Origin of the sequence: Pseudactinotalea sp., assembly GCF_048594945.1 — a bacterium.
Classification (GTDB): Bacteria; Actinomycetota; Actinomycetes; order Actinomycetales; family Beutenbergiaceae; genus Pseudactinotalea.
Window position 1 is genome coordinate 1 of sequence record NZ_JBMDXJ010000316.1, and the last position, 13,962, is coordinate 13,962.

Below are 13,962 nucleotides of genomic sequence, written 5' to 3' on the forward strand. Positions count from 1 at the left end.
GCCTTCCGCCAGTTCACCACGATCACGTTCCCCGGTCTGGTCCCGATCCTCCCGTGCCTGCTGATCACGGCGTTCATCGGCCGGTCGCAGGGCTTCGGCACCATCCAGTTCATGACCGGTGGTGGACCGGGCGAAGCCACGACCGTGCTCTCCTACTACATGTACGAGGTCGGATTCCAGAACTACCGGTTCGGCTACGCCGCGGCGATCGGCGTCATGAGCATGATCGCGGTCCTGATCCTGTCGATCGGTCTGTTCCGGATCCAGCGTGGTCGGGGGCTCTACACGTGAGGAGCCGACGATGACCTCAGCAACCGATACCTACGCGCCCCGCGCTGGGTACCTGCGGCGCAAGCGCAAGGAGCGCATCACCTGGCTGCTCCGCGGTCTCATCACGTCGCTCCTGGCGTTCGTGTTCCTCATCCCTTTCCTGTGGATGGTCTCGTCCTCCCTGAAGCAGAACCTCGCCATCTTCGAGGTTCCGGCGCGCTGGATCCCGGACCCGGTGGTCTGGGCCAACTACATCAACGTCTGGACCGGCGAACGGTCGATGGCGCAGTACTTCAGCAACTCGACCATCGTCGTCGTGGCGACCATCGTGGGCGAGCTGGCCATCGTCTCGCTCGCCGGCTACGCGTTCGGACGGATGAAGTTCAAGGGGCAGAACGTGCTCTTCCTGGTCTTCCTCGCCACTTCGATGGTGCCGGCGCAGCTCCTGCTCGTGCCTCGCTTCATGTTCTTCCGGCAGATCGGCCTGTACGACACTCTGTGGGCGCTGATCCTGCCTGGGCTCTCGTCGGTGTTCGCGACCTTCCTGCTGCGGCAGCACTTCGCATCCGCACCGCGCGAGCTCGGCGAGGCGGCCCGTATCGACGGGGCCAGCGAGTGGCGCATCTTTGCTCGGATCTACCTTCCGTTGGCCAGACCGGCACTGGCGGCGCTCTCGATCCTCATCTTCGACTCGACGTGGAACGACTTCGAGGGGCCGCTGATCATGATCACCTCGGAGGACAAGTACACGGTCCCGCTCGGGCTGACGCGCTTCATGTCGGAGGATGGCACGGTCTCACTGGGGCCCGCCCTGGCCGGCTCGGTGTCGTCGCTGATACCCGTCCTCGTCGTCTTCATCATCTTCCAACGCCACTTCATGTCCTCGATGGCTCGGGTCGGGCTGCGGTGACCGCATGAACGACGGCGTAGCACCGGCTCAGCCCGTGCGTCACCGGGACACCTCTGTCAACGGGTGGTCGGCCGTCCATCTGTCCAACGACCGGATCGACCTCACCGTGGTCCCGGGCAAGGGTGCCGACATCACCTCGTTGCGCGACCGCGCCACGGAGACCGAGCTCCTGTGGTCGACGCGGTGGGGCCTGCGCCCGCCGACGGCGTTGGCGCCCCCTGGCAACCCGGAGGCGGAGGCCTTGGACCGTTCCGGCGGCGGCTGGCACACGCTGTTTCCCAATGCGGGCCGACAGTGCGTCGAGCAGGGCGTCGAGTGGGGCTTCCACGGTGAAGCGTGGCTGGCGCCGTACGAGAGCGAGCCCACGGCCGGCGGTCTGCACCTGAGGACGACGCTGGCGCGGAGTCCGTTCACCGTGGTGAAGGACATCGTGCTCGACGGCGACCGCGTGAGCGTGACCGAGACGGTCACCCAGATCGGCGCGCACCCGGTCGACGTCATGTGGTGGCAGCACCCCACCTTCGGGGCGCCGCTCATCGGCCCGGACACCACGGTGAGTGTCACCGACTGCGCAGTCCATCCGGACATGCCGGACGACGTTCCCGACACCCGGCAGCCACCGCGGGGGCCGGAGCACCGGCCACCGAGAGCCGAGCGGGTGGACCTGTCCCGGCTCACGGCAGCGGGCGCAGGAGTCAGCCGGCTGGCGTTCCTCGGCGGATTCGCCGCCGAACAGGTCCGCGCGGAGATCCGCAACCCCGCGCTCGGGCTGGGAGTCGACGTGGAGTGGCTCGCCGGCGACTTCCCGTACGCCTGCTACTGGTACGAGGCCGGCGGCCGGTTGGGGTACCCGTGGTACGGCGCAACGCACGGGTTCTCGATCGAGCCGGCCACCGGATATCCCAGCGGGCTGGCGCGCGCCCGGGCGTTGACAGGCACCGAGGTCACTCTCCAGCCGGGCGAGACGATGAGCAAGACAGTGTCGGTCCGCGTCGTCTCACTCCCGATGCGCTGACTCTGTGCAGGACCCACCCTGGAGGAGAGGGACACCCCCATGCATGTGCTGAAGAACGCCGATCGCTCGCTCGGGCTGAGCATGAGTGTGCCGGGAGGGGCGTCGGTGCGACAGCCGTCACCGCTGCGCGTCACGTTCTGGGACGGTCATCCCGATCGGGAACCGGTGTCGTGCGAACGCGGATACGACACGCTGCGCAACACCGACGTCGCGGGGGAGTGGCTCGGCACCGGTCGCGTGGAGGCGCCGGAGGGCGCGGTGGTGGAGCTGACGGATCGTTGGATCGTCGCCGAGGACACGCTGCGGCTCCGGCGCGAGGTGCGCGTGCACGGCGACGCTCCGGGAGGCTTCACCAGTGTGGCGGCACTGCGGCTGGTCGACGCGAGGCCGTGGCCGCAGATGGAGTGGTTCGCACCCGGCATGATCTACGGCAACTTCGACCACATGCGCGACAACTCGTTCGGGGCGGGGAACTACTACGAGCCCGGTGACTACACGGTCTGGATCCGTGAGGACCGGATGCCTGCTCCGCTTCTCGCGGCGCGTCTGCCGGAGGGCGCGACGCTCGCCGTGCTGGGATCGGCACCTGACGGACGCACCACCGCAGCTGAGGGGCAGAGCTTCTCGCGCGAACCGATGGTCGGCGACGAGTTTCGGTTCGGCTCGATCGTCGCGGAGGAGCGGTCGGAGGGAACGACCCTGGGGTATGCGATGCCCGGTTCGGAGGGGACGCTGAGCTATGGACCCAAGGGCGGTGGGGAGCACGGAGCGAGCGCTGAGCAGCAGTGGCGGCACCGCTTCAATCCGCTCACGAACGGCTTCACCCAGCGGTACGAGGTCACGTTCCGCTTCGATCGCGCAACCGACACCAACGAGTTGATCACCCGATCGTGGCGTTGGGCGTGGGAGGTGCTCGACCCGAGGCCCAACCCACAGGACATCGAGACCATGCGGACGACGATGGTCGAGGTGCTCGCCGAGAACTTCATCGAGAACGACGACCGTGCCGGCGTACGGTTCGTGACCCAGGCGCGACCCCTCGGCCGCCCTGAGCACCCCGACTCGAAGGTTGTGCTCGGCTTCACGGGCTATGCCCTCGGGTGCGCGGAGATGATGCTGGTGGAAGCGGCTCGGGACCCGGGCTCGGAGCGCAGCCAGCGGCTGGTGCGCAACGCCGAGAAGGCGATCGCCGCCTTCCTGCGCAGGCCGGTCGACCCGCCGCTCGACGAGGGCTTCATGCTGGGGTCGGGCGAGCCCGTGGCGTCGACGTGGCCGACCGGCCGCGTGCTGACGAGCGAGCAGCCGATCTACCTGCGCAGCTTCACCGACGACATGAAGTCGCTGCTGCGGGCGTACGAGCGCGAGCAGCGCGCGGGCCGTGAGCGCGCTGAGTGGCTGGACTGGGTGCGAGCGTTCGGGGACTGGCTGCTGACGCAGGAGCAGCCGGGTGGCGGGTTCCCCCGTTCCTGGCACGCGCTGACGGGAGAGCTGTTCTCGGCGTCGACCACGGGCACCTACAACGCGGTGCCGTTCTACGCCCAGCTGTACCGGGTCACCGGTCACGAGCCCTACCGGAGCGCAGCGGTGCGGGCAGGCGAGTTCGCCTGGGCCTCCGACGACCACGCTCACGGTCACGGTCGGTTCATCGGCGGCACGATCGACAACCCCGATGTCGTCGACAAGGAGGCCGCGACCATCGCGCTGGAGGCCTACCTCGCGCTGCACGCACTCACGGGCGAGGCGGTGTGGCTCGACCGCGCCCGCATCGCTGGCGACGTCGCTGAGACCTGGATGTACATCTGGGACGTGCCGATGCCCGAGGACGCCGATGGCGACGAGCTGGACTGGAAGCGCGGCGTCCCGACCGTCGGCATCCAGCTGATCGCCACCGGCCACTCGCTCAACGACGCGTACATGGCGTGGGACGTGGAGAGCTACGCGCGCCTCGCACGGGAGACGGGCGATGAGCACTACCTGGACGTTGCGCGCATCCTGCTGCACAACACCAAGGCGATGGTCGGTACTCCGGGCGATCATCGGGGCACGCGTGGTCCCGGCTGGCAGCAGGAGCACTACTGCTTCACGCTGCCGCGCGGGCTCGGGCGGCACCGCGAGTGGCTGCCGTGGGTCACGGTCGCTCACCTGCGTGGGATCAACGATCTGATCGACCTTGACCCCGCGCTGTACGCCGAGCTCGCCCGCCGCTGACCCCACAGATTCAACGCTCTTCCGGCACAGCTCGTCTTTCGTTGCTGTTCCGGCACAGCCTGCCGCTGACTGCAGCGCCGGAAGAGCGTTGAAACCTCCGTGGTGCCGAAAGAGCGTTGAAAGCTTGGGGTTAGAACTCGTCGTCGAGCATGGCGTCGATGGCGCCGTCGATCGACTGGCCACCATCGACGGTGATCGTCTGCCCGACGATGAAACGGCTCTTGCTCTTGTCCGCCAAGAACACCGCGAGCTCGGCGATATCGGCGGGAGTGCCGCCGCCACCGAACGGGATCTTGCGGTTGAAGGCGGCCAGGTCGCGCTCGGAGTAGCGGTCGAGCGCCTTGGTGTGGATCAGTCCGGGCGCGATGCAGTTGACGTTGATGCCGTGCTTGATCAGCTCGACGCCGATCGCCTTCGTGAACATGTTCAGGCCACCCTTGGCGGCCGAGTACGGCAGTGCCTTGCGGCGAACCCAGGTGACGTCGCCGTGGATCGAGGAGATGTTGATGATCGCTCCGGTGACCTCAGTCGCGACCATCGAACGGGCGGCGGCCTGCGCGCAGTAGGACGCGGCGCTCAGGTTGAGTGCGATCTGGCTGTCCCAGTACTCGACCGGCATGTCGATGAAACCGCCCTGCGGCATCCTGAGGGCGCCGCCGGCATTGTTGATCAGCACGTCGATGCGGCCGAACCGCCCGACGAACGCCTCGACCATCGCCTGTGCGTCGTCCGCGGAGGACACGTCAGCAGCGAACACCTCGGCCTCGGCACCGAGGTCACGGCACTGCTGCGCCACCCGCTCGGCATCCTCCTGCGAGGACCGGTGGTTGATGCCGACGGCGTACCCCTCGCGGGCGAACGCCAGCGCACATCCTGCTCCGATCCCGCGGGACGCTCCGGTGATCAATGCGGCCTTCATCTGCTGGCTCTCCTGTCTGCTTCCTGATACGCGGCAACCGTGTGCATCGGCAAGAACAGCTTCGGCGGCTCGACGCCACCGACAGCGGCCACCAGCGCCTGCGCCACGTGGTGCACGTCGGTGACCCCTGCTGCGCCCATACCGGCGACGAAGCCACGGTCGTGCTCGTAGCAGCCGAGGCAGGTGGCAAGGAAATGGCGCGAAGCCTCCTCGCCGATGGCCAGCTCACCCAGGGGTAGGTACGGGTGCCCGCAGACGATGTTGTGGATCGGCAGCGTGAGTAGCCGCTGCAGCGACGTCAGGTAGCGCTCGGGGTCGAACAGCAGCGCACAGCCCTGGGAGATCGTGCCGTTGAGCTGCAACGAGTCGCCTGTGATCAACGTGCCCGATCGGGTGTCAAGGAAGCAGCAGGCATCGGTGTCGTGGCCAGGCGTGTGGATCACCTGAAGAGGGCCCACGGCCTCACCATCAGCAAGCAGTCGATCGGGCACCACGCCGTCGAGCACCGGTGGCGGTGCCGCACTGTGCTCAGGGAACTTCGCCCGGATCTCGCGACTGTAGGCGAGCGGGTCGCGCATCCGCTCGTCGGACTCGCGCAGCACGCCGACCTTGATCGACGGCGCGAGCTCGCGCATCCGCGCGATGCCGCCCACGTGGTCGCCGTGGATGTGGGTCGCGAGCACCCATCCGATGTCCGACAGGCTCATGCCGAGCTCAGCGAGGGCCGGGACGATCGTGGAGTCCACGGTCTCGCGCATGCCGCCGCTGTCGACGAGGATCGGGGCGTCGTCGCTGAGCACCAGCGTGACGCCGGTCCAGACACCGGTGAACGGAACCTTGAGCAGGTGGACGTCGGGGACGACCTCGCTGAAGCTCTCCACGGCTCAGGCGTCGATGCCGATGGCGGCGTCGATGCTGCGCTGGTACTCGCGCACTGTGCCGTTCAGCACGTCGTCGACCGTCACGATCGTTCCGCCGGCGGCGCCGGACTCCATCATCGCGTAGCAGAGCGCGATGGCCCGCAGGCCCTCCTCGAGGCCGACCTCGGGCTTGCTGCGGGAGTCGATCGCCTGACCGAATTCGGCGTACTCGACGGCCAGCAGCAGTCGGTCCACGGTCTCGAAGTCCTTGCCGTACGCCGTGGCCTGCGGCCCGCCGAAGAGCGCTGCCGTGACGTCGTCGAGCTGGAAGTCCGGCACGAGGGGGAGGATCTCGGCACCCGTGTAGGTGCGGGTGCTCTCCAGCGTCAGCACCAGTGGCTCGCCGCTACGGTCCTTCGGGATCTCGACGGCGCCGGCCGAGCCGTGCACGCTGCGTGCCCAGCTGGTCCGGCCGTGCTCGGCCCTGTTCTCGGCGTACTGCCCGATCGCTCCGGACGCGAAGTTGGCCATCGCGTAGAGCGCGTCCTCGGCCGTGGCCTCGAACTGCGCCGGCATTGCTGCCTGCGACTGGCCGTAGACGCCGCCGGGGTTCGAGGCGGGGGCGCCGCCGGTTGCGGCAGGGTTGTAGCGGGTCTTCTCGAACAGCCGCATCTGGGCGTACACGCTGGTCACCGGACCGAGGTAGTACTCCATCATGTCGGTGTAGTGGGTGCCGGCATCGAAGAGGATGCCGCTCTCGTCCTTCATGTGGCGCCACATCGAGATCGCCATGAGGTTGCCGCCACCGCCGGAGCTCTGGTGGAAGTACCGAGGATCGCCCAGCACGCCGCCGTCGACCAGCGCCTTGACCAGCCGGTTGGTGGGGTCGCGGCGGAAGTTCTCGGCCACGCTCAGCACCCGATCAGTCCCGCTGACCTGGTCGGCGAGCTGCTGGGCGGCCGCGATCGTGAGACCCACCGGCTTCTCGACCATCACGTCCAAGCCGAGGCTGATCGCCTCCGCGGCGAGCGTGTGGTGGAACTGCGGGACCGTGGTGATGTCCACGGCGGCGGCGCCCAGGTGCACAGCGTCCGCGAGAGAGGTGCCCGTGCGCGGCCGCCGCCCGAGTCGGCTCTCGGCTTCGCCGGCGAGAGCCTCAGCCCGTGCGCCGTCGATGTCGCACACCGCGACGAGGTCGAACGGGTTGAGCCCTGCCCGTTCCAGCTCCGCCAGGCCGAACAGATGGCGGGTACCCATTCCTCCGGACCCGATGATCGCGAGAGGAATCCGTTCCATGGTGGTGCACCCTTCGACTCGTCAGCGTGGCGCCGGCATCATCGACGGAACGCGCGGTGGCGTGAGGCCATGCTCCCGTGCAGCCAGCACCCGCCACCCTACGAGCGAACAGGTGAATATGTCAATACATATTGCCTTGGAGGCTCAGCTCTCCTCGAGCACGAGATCGATCGTGTAGCCGTCGGATCGGTAGACGTGCTCGGCGTGCTCCACCGGCGCGCCGCCCGGATCGAAGGCTGTCCGCGTCACAGCGATCACCGGTAGTCGACTCGAGATGTCGAGGAGTGTGCGCTCGTCGGCGGTGGGCAGCCGCGCTGCCACGGACTGGTGGGCCACGACGGATCCCACGCCCTGGTCGCGCAACATCGAGTACAGGCCACGCGTCTCCAGCTGTTCTCGCGTGATCGAGCTGTGGCGAGGCGGGAGCCAGTTCTGCATGATGGCCAGCGGCTCGCCGTCGGCCAGGCGCAGTCGCCTCAGCGCCAGCAGGTCGGTCTCCGGGTCGAGGTCGAGCGCGGCCGCGGCGCGCGCATTCTTCTCGATGTCATGACGCAGCACGGACGTGCTGGGGTTTCGACCCTGGATCGCCAGATCCTCGTACAGGCTCCCCTTGCTCACGCGGCGATGGACGCGTCGGCTCGCGACGAAGGTCCCCAACCCGCGCTGCCGCACGAGCAGCCCCTGGTCCACGAGGTGGTGGATGGCGCGCCTCACGGTAGGTCGAGAGAGTCCGAGGCGCTCGCTCATCGCCACTTCGTTCTCGAACGGATCGCCCGGCTGTGCGCGACCGTCGGAGATCGCGGCGGTCAGCTGTTCGGCCAGCTGGAAGTACAGCGGGACCGGCGACGCGCGGTCGAGGGCCACTTGGACCACGGCTTCGCCCTTGGCCATCTCTTCACCCCTTCAACGTGCAACATGTCATCTCAACGTGACAATACTGGCCGGGTCGAGTGTGCGTCATCGGGTCCAACGACGGGCTACTCCGCGCACCGGCCTCTCGGGCGTCGACCGACTCGCGGTCGGACCGGCGTCGGAGGCTCGGTCGGCAGAGTCGGATCGGCACGGCTGCCACTGCCCCCACGACAGCGATCCAGAGTTAATGGGCTGCTGTCTATACATAGTGACATGCTAGCAAAGAAGGTGCTAGCCTCACTGGCGTGACTTATCCGCAGCAAGGGGGGATCGTGACGGCGCGACCACTCGCGTTCTTGGCGTTCGACCACCGAGAGAGAGCGTTCTCCTCCGTGCGTCGGGCGGGCATGACGCACCAGCAGATCCGGGACTCGAAGGAACTGATCTACGAGGCCTTCGGCGAAGCGCTACACCGCGGCATCGGTGACGTGGAGCCGGGGATCCTCGTGGACGAACAGTTCGGCGGACCGATCGCACGCCGCGCGATCGGCGACGGCGTGCTCGTGTCGATGCCGGTCGAGCGAGCGAACGAGAAGGTGTTCACCTTCGAGTACGGGGCCGATTACCGCGATCATCTGCTGGAGTTCCGGCCGGCGTCGGCCAAGGTGCTGGTCCACCACCGCACCACCGACCCCCGCGAGCAGAAGGCCACGCAGCTCGCCCGGTTGCGTGAGCTCTCCGAGTTCCTCGCGGCCGAGTCGATCGACTTCATGTGCGAGTTGATCGTGGGAATGAGCGGTGCCACCGACGGTGAGGTCCCCAGCGTCGACGTGGACGCGCTCTGCGCCTCGATGGCGGAGTTCCAGGAGGCCGGCATCCTCGTGACGATGTGGAAGGTCGAAGGTGTGGCTCTCGGCGAGGGTGCTGAGCGCATTGCCGCGCAGGCCGCAAGGACCGATCGCCCCGCCCAGTGCCTCGTGCTCGGGGCCGGAGCGGCGGCTGACGTGGTGCAGCACTGGTTGGACGTGTCGGCGGCGACCACCGGCTACAGCGGGTTTGCTGTCGGGCGCAGCTTCTGGGGCGACTCGGTCAGCGGCTGGCTCGATGGCACACTCTCACGTGAGTCTGCGATCGACGAGATCGCATCTCGCTACCGTTCCTGCACACTGCGGTACATGGGAGCCGATGCCCGGTGATGGACGCTCTTCGCAAGACAGGACCCCGCCCCGCCGACATCGCGCTGCAGCAGGTTCCGCGCCCGACGGCGGGCGCCGACCAGGTCGTGGTCGACGTCGCGGCCGCCGGTCTGTGCGGCACCGACCTGCACATCCTCGACGGCAGCTACGGATCGGCGCCGCCGGTCACCCTGGGCCACGAGGTCAGTGGCACGATCACCGCGGTCGGCCTGGGCGTGGATCAGGCGCGCATCGGTGAGCGCGTGGCGCTCGAGACCTTCTTCTCCACCTGCGGCGCCTGCGGCGGCTGCCGTTCCGGGTCGCCCAACCGCTGCCAGCAGCGGATCTCGATCGGGTCCGGAGCCGACGGTGGGTTCGCGGAGCAGGTGCTCGTGCCGGCGCGCAACGCACGCACGTTGCCCGACTCGGTCTCGCTCGCCGCAGGGGCGCTGAGCGAGCCGCTCGCCTGCGTGTGCCGGTCGCTCTTCCAGCCGTTCCCGGCGGTGACCCCCGGGGACCGCGTGCTCGTGATCGGCCCTGGAGCGATCGGGCTGCTCGCTGCCCAGGTCGCGCGCGCGGCCGGTGGCGTGGTCGCCATCCTCGGCACCCCACAGGATGCGGAGCGCCTGGCGGTCGCCGCCGCCCTCGATCTCCCCGCGGTCGACGATCCGGCGCAGGCGCCCGCGGAGGTCGACGTGGTCCTCGAGTGCTCCGGCTCCGGGCCTGGCATGGCGCTGGGCATCGAACGCGTTCGCCGCGGCGGCCGGTACGTGCAGATCGGCCAGCGCGGTGACGCGGTGCCGATCCCGCTCGCACTCGTCTCGTTCCACGAGCTCGTCATCACCGGTGGCTTCGCCAGCACGCCCTCCTCCTGGGATCGGGCGATGCAGCTGCTGCACGACGACACTGTCCAGCTGGAGCCGCTCGTCAGCCATCGCTTCGGGCTGAACGAGTGGGAGGCCGCCTTCGACGCCGTGCGTCGCAGCGCGGGCGTCAAACAGCTGCTCTGCCCGGCCGGCGAGCAGGAGAGCGCATGAGACTCGGCTACAACACGTGGTCGACGCCGAACCTCACCTTCGCGGACGCCGTCGGACACCTCGCGAGAATCGGCTACGACAGCATCGAGGTGACCGTCTGCGAGGACTGGCCCACCGACGCCATGCTCGCCTCGAACGCAGACGTCGAAGGCTGGCGCGCGGACGCCGTCGGTCACGGTCTGGAGATCTCCAGCGTGACCGCCAATGCCCCGCGCGTGTGCGACGAGTCGATCTGGGTGGAGAGCCGCCGGCGACTCACCCGCGCGTTCGAGGTGGCCGGCATCCTGGGCGACGGTCGCGCGCTCCCGGTGAGCCTGGGGGCGCACAAGCCCAAGGCGCGCCTGCTCGGAGGCAACCCGCCACCCATCACCGAGCAGACCAGCTGGGAGGCCGACCGGCAGCAGATCGGCGATCGGTTCGGCCAGCTTGCCGAGCTTGCGGTGGCTGCCGGCTGCTCGGTCGCTCTCGAGCCCCACGCCGGCGCCGTGGTCTCGATGCCGGAGCAGGCGCTCACCGTGCTGGCCGACGTCGGCTCGCCCGCCTTGGGCATCAACCTCGACATCTCTCACTTCGCGGTCCGTGACTTCGACCTCGCCGAGGTCGTCGCCACGTTGTTGCCGCACACGGTCGTGGTCGAGGTGAAGGATCACCGCCGCACAGCCGACGGCTTCGACTTCCTCACTCCCGGGGAGGGCGAGTTCGACTACCCGGCGTTCCTCGGGCTGCTGGAGGCGAGCGGCTATGCCGGCACGGTCTCGGTCGAGATCAGTGTTCGGCGTCAGGCACTGCCGGGCTTCGACGAGGTCGCGGCCGCCGAGCTGTCCTACCGCACGCTCGCCGCAGCCTGTGAGCAGGCCGGCGTCACCCGTCCCCGGGCCGGCGCATGACGGCGGACCTGCGCGTCGCCGTCGTCGGCTGTGGGAAGTTCGGAACCTTCCACGCCGAGGCGGCCGCAGCGCTGCCGGGCGTGCAGCTTGCCGGTCTGTGCTCGCGTACCCTCGCGCGGGCTCAGGCGCTCGCAGATCGCTTCCCCGGTTCGGCCGCGTACGACTCGGTGGAGCGGATGCTGGCCGAGGCCGACCTCGACGCCGTGCTCATCGCCACTCCCCACAAGCAGCACTTCGAGCCGGCGATGCACGCCGTCGAGGCAGGCGTGGCTGCCCTGGTCGAGAAGCCGTTGACCACCTCGCTCGCGGAGGCACACCAGCTCGTGACCGCGGCCGAGCAGGCGGGTGTCGCACTCGGGACCGTGTTCCAGCGGAGGTACTTCCCCGCGGCGCAACGGATGCGTGAAGCGATCTCGCAGGGCCGGTTGGGCAGGGTGGCTGCAGCGCATCTGGATGCCTTGCTCGGCCGCGACCGTGCCTACTACGAGCAGGACGCGTGGCGCGGGTCCTGGGCCGGTGAAGGTGGCGGCGTGCTGCTCACCATGGCGATCCACTACGTGGACATGCTCAACTGGATGCTGGGCACGCCGACCTCCGTGCATGGGAGCTGGGCCACCCTCAAGCACGGCGACTACATCGACGTCGAGGACGTGGCCGGTGCCGTGGTGACCTACGACGGTGGCGCGATCGCCACGATCCAGGCGATGACCACGTTCGAGAACGGGTTCGCGTCGCAGCCGAACCCAGCGGTGCGTCACCGGGCGCCGGGGTTCCGCTTGGCCGTGCACGGCACCGCAGGGCACAGCGTCGGCCTCGACGAGAGCCCTGAGCTCGCGCAGGCGGTCACCGACCTGTGGACCTTCGACGGCGAGGAGTCGCAGCTCGAGCAGTGGCGTGAGGCCGAGGCCGGCCGGCCGAGCGTGCCTCAGTTCCACGGCACGCAGATCGCCGACTTCCTCGGCGCCGTCCGCCAGCGCCGTAGTCCCTCGATCACCGGGCGCGACGGCCTCGTTGCGCTCGAGGTGATCAAGGGCGTGTACCTGTCTCAGGCTGAGAACCGGCCGATCAGCCTGCCGATGTCCGAGTCTGATCGACGCGCCGCCGACGATCTCACGGAGGGTGTCGCATGAGTGCGCAGCAGCGGGTTGCCGTCGTGACGGGCGGGGGCACCGGCATCGGTCGCGCCACCTGTGTGGAGCTGGCGCGCCGCGGTGTCGAGCAGGTCCACGTCGGCTACTCGCGATCGGTGACCGCCGCCGAAGAGCTGTGCGCCGAGCTCGGGGCGCTCGGCGCCGAGGCCCACCCGTTGCCGATCGAGGTGTCCGATCGTGACGCGGTGCAACGAGCCGCGCGGCAGGTCGTGGCCAGCGGCGGCGTCGACATCCTCGTCAACAGTGCAGGTACGACTCGCAAGATCGACTTCACCGACCTCGACGACCTCACCCCGGAGATCTGGGACGAGATCCTCGGCGTGAACCTCGTGGGCACGTTCTGGGTGTGTCAGGCGTTCGCTGCCTCGCTGAAGGAGCGGCGCGGGGCGATCGTCAACGTGACGTCGATCTCCGGGAGCCGCGTCGTGGGCAGTTCACTCCCTTACGGCGTGAGCAAGGCCGGCCTCGCCCAGATGACCCGCGCGCTCGCGGTGTCCCTCGCCCCGAACGTGCGCGTCAACGCCGTGGCTCCGGGGACCGTGATCTCGGGCTGGCACGAGCGGCTTGTCGGCGCCGACGCCGCGCACGCCGGCTTCGCGGCCGAGGCCGACCTCGTCCCGCTCGGGCGACTCGCCGGTCCGGAGGAGATCGCCGAGGCGATCGCCACCCTCGCGCTCGACCTCCCCTTCGTCACCGGCCAGGAGATCGTCGTCGACGGCGGGAAGTCGCTGCGCTACTAGGCCTGTGATGGCCATCGCGGCCATCACGATGGGTGAGCTCGCCGACCTGACGCCCCGGACGGTGCGCATTCGCGACGGCGGCACGGCTGCTTGCGCACCCTCGTGCGGAGAACTACGGTAGGTCGAACTTTCTAGTTCGCACTACCGGAGGTCGGAATGCGTCGTGTGTGGGTGGTCGCTGTGATGATGGCGATGCTGGGGCTCGCGGGCTGCACGACCGCGCCCGAGGACGGCGATGACCGCCCCATGGTCCTCACCACCTTCACCGTCATCGCCGACATCGCCAGGAACGTGGCGGGCGACCGGCTGCGGGTGGAGTCGATCACGAAGATCGGCGCGGAGATCCACGGGTACGAGCCCACCCCGCAGGACGTGGCGCACGCCAGCGACGCCGCACTGATCCTCGACAACGGCCTCGGCCTGGAGGCCTGGTTCGAGCAGTTCGTCAGCGAGACCGACGTGCCGCACGCCGTGCTGACCGAGCACGTCGAACCCATCGACATCGCCGCCGACGCCTACGCCGGCCACCCCAACCCGCACGCCTGGATGAGCCCGCTCAACGTGATCGCGTACGTGGAGGTGATGGTCGCGGCCTTCAGCGACCTCGACCCCGAGGGCGCGGACACCTTCGAGGCCAACGCC

14 protein-coding genes are annotated in these 13,962 nt (G+C 68.9%); 10 read left to right on the top strand and 4 right to left on the bottom strand.

Features of this window, described 5'->3' with window-relative positions; all coding sequences use genetic code 11:
- The 4 genes from ACOJSN_RS14070 to ACOJSN_RS14085 form a co-directional block, all read left to right on the top strand.
- Positions 1-291, top strand: a 291-nt coding sequence (locus ACOJSN_RS14070; protein ID WP_420113126.1) for a carbohydrate ABC transporter permease, incomplete at its 5' end; no start/stop codon positions are given.
- A gap of 10 nt (positions 292-301) precedes the next feature.
- Positions 302-1,180 carry a carbohydrate ABC transporter permease gene (locus ACOJSN_RS14075; RefSeq protein WP_420113127.1) on the top strand — a complete coding sequence of 293 codons (879 nt, stop codon included), beginning with the start codon at positions 302-304 and terminating at the stop codon, positions 1,178-1,180.
- Between the two features lie 4 nt (positions 1,181-1,184).
- The gene (locus ACOJSN_RS14080) at positions 1,185-2,195 is read left to right on the top strand and encodes an aldose 1-epimerase (protein ID WP_420113128.1); all 1,011 of its coding nucleotides are present in this window, start codon (positions 1,185-1,187) and stop codon (positions 2,193-2,195) included.
- A 39-nt stretch (positions 2,196-2,234) separates the two neighbouring features.
- On the top strand, positions 2,235-4,403 hold the full coding sequence (locus tag ACOJSN_RS14085; RefSeq protein WP_420113129.1) for a hypothetical protein: 2,169 nt from the start codon (positions 2,235-2,237) through the stop codon (positions 4,401-4,403).
- Positions 4,404-4,533: 130 nt separating this feature from the next.
- On the opposite strand, the gene ACOJSN_RS14090 is transcribed toward ACOJSN_RS14085, so the two are convergent.
- From ACOJSN_RS14090 to ACOJSN_RS14105, 4 genes are all read right to left on the bottom strand, one after another.
- Positions 4,534-5,322, bottom strand: coding sequence for an SDR family NAD(P)-dependent oxidoreductase (locus tag ACOJSN_RS14090; protein WP_420113130.1), 789 nt, complete (start codon positions 5,320-5,322; stop codon positions 4,534-4,536).
- Entirely contained in the window at positions 5,319-6,203 is an 885-nt protein-coding gene (locus ACOJSN_RS14095; RefSeq protein WP_420113131.1) for an MBL fold metallo-hydrolase, read from the bottom strand. Before ACOJSN_RS14095 ends, ACOJSN_RS14090 begins: the two co-directional genes overlap by 4 nt.
- A 3-nt stretch (positions 6,204-6,206) precedes the next feature.
- Complete coding sequence (locus tag ACOJSN_RS14100; RefSeq protein ID WP_420113132.1) at positions 6,207-7,478, bottom strand: Gfo/Idh/MocA family protein; 1,272 nt, start codon at positions 7,476-7,478, stop codon at positions 6,207-6,209.
- A gap of 144 nt (positions 7,479-7,622) precedes the next feature.
- A complete protein-coding gene (locus ACOJSN_RS14105) occupies positions 7,623-8,369 on the bottom strand; it encodes a GntR family transcriptional regulator (protein ID WP_420113133.1) in 747 nt (248 codons plus the stop codon).
- A gap of 266 nt (positions 8,370-8,635) precedes the next feature.
- Between ACOJSN_RS14105 and ACOJSN_RS14110 the strand changes: the two genes are divergently transcribed.
- The 6 genes from ACOJSN_RS14110 to ACOJSN_RS14135 all read left to right on the top strand — a co-directional run.
- Entirely contained in the window at positions 8,636-9,526 is an 891-nt protein-coding gene (locus ACOJSN_RS14110) for a 2-deoxy-5-keto-D-gluconate 6-phosphate aldolase domain-containing protein (RefSeq protein WP_420113134.1), read from the top strand.
- The gene (locus tag ACOJSN_RS14115; protein WP_420113135.1) at positions 9,526-10,542 is read left to right on the top strand and encodes a zinc-binding dehydrogenase; all 1,017 of its coding nucleotides are present in this window, start codon (positions 9,526-9,528) and stop codon (positions 10,540-10,542) included. The genes ACOJSN_RS14110 and ACOJSN_RS14115 overlap by 1 nt, the downstream gene beginning before the upstream one ends.
- Positions 10,539-11,429: a sugar phosphate isomerase/epimerase family protein gene (locus ACOJSN_RS14120; protein ID WP_420113136.1), complete on the top strand. Its 891-nt coding sequence runs from the start codon at positions 10,539-10,541 to the stop codon at positions 11,427-11,429. Before ACOJSN_RS14115 ends, ACOJSN_RS14120 begins: the two co-directional genes overlap by 4 nt.
- On the top strand, positions 11,426-12,559 hold the full coding sequence (locus ACOJSN_RS14125) for a Gfo/Idh/MocA family protein (RefSeq protein WP_420113137.1): 1,134 nt from the start codon (positions 11,426-11,428) through the stop codon (positions 12,557-12,559). The genes ACOJSN_RS14120 and ACOJSN_RS14125 overlap by 4 nt, the downstream gene beginning before the upstream one ends.
- The gene (locus ACOJSN_RS14130; RefSeq protein WP_420113138.1) at positions 12,556-13,320 is read left to right on the top strand and encodes an SDR family NAD(P)-dependent oxidoreductase; all 765 of its coding nucleotides are present in this window, start codon (positions 12,556-12,558) and stop codon (positions 13,318-13,320) included. Before ACOJSN_RS14125 ends, ACOJSN_RS14130 begins: the two co-directional genes overlap by 4 nt.
- A gap of 156 nt (positions 13,321-13,476) precedes the next feature.
- On the top strand, positions 13,477-13,962 hold a 486-nt coding region (locus ACOJSN_RS14135; protein ID WP_420113139.1), incomplete at its 3' end, for a metal ABC transporter solute-binding protein, Zn/Mn family.

What these genes read in the sequence shown, in the direction of transcription:
- ACOJSN_RS14080 (WP_420113128.1), top strand. Translation starts at nt 1,185, where the DNA reads ATGAACGACGGCGTAGCACCGGCTCAGCCCGTGCGTCACCGGGACACC.
- ACOJSN_RS14130 (WP_420113138.1), top strand. Translation starts at nt 12,556, where the DNA reads ATGAGTGCGCAGCAGCGGGTTGCCGTCGTGACGGGCGGGGGCACCGGC.
- ACOJSN_RS14100 (WP_420113132.1), bottom strand. Translation starts at nt 7,478, where the DNA reads ATGGAACGGATTCCTCTCGCGATCATCGGGTCCGGAGGAATGGGTACC.
- ACOJSN_RS14105 (WP_420113133.1), bottom strand. Translation starts at nt 8,369, where the DNA reads ATGGCCAAGGGCGAAGCCGTGGTCCAAGTGGCCCTCGACCGCGCGTCG.
- ACOJSN_RS14085 (WP_420113129.1), top strand. Translation starts at nt 2,235, where the DNA reads ATGCATGTGCTGAAGAACGCCGATCGCTCGCTCGGGCTGAGCATGAGT.
- ACOJSN_RS14120 (WP_420113136.1), top strand. Translation starts at nt 10,539, where the DNA reads ATGAGACTCGGCTACAACACGTGGTCGACGCCGAACCTCACCTTCGCG.
- ACOJSN_RS14090 (WP_420113130.1), bottom strand. Translation starts at nt 5,322, where the DNA reads ATGAAGGCCGCATTGATCACCGGAGCGTCCCGCGGGATCGGAGCAGGA.
- ACOJSN_RS14125 (WP_420113137.1), top strand. Translation starts at nt 11,426, where the DNA reads ATGACGGCGGACCTGCGCGTCGCCGTCGTCGGCTGTGGGAAGTTCGGA.
- ACOJSN_RS14115 (WP_420113135.1), top strand. Translation starts at nt 9,526, where the DNA reads ATGGACGCTCTTCGCAAGACAGGACCCCGCCCCGCCGACATCGCGCTG.
- ACOJSN_RS14075 (WP_420113127.1), top strand. Translation starts at nt 302, where the DNA reads ATGACCTCAGCAACCGATACCTACGCGCCCCGCGCTGGGTACCTGCGG.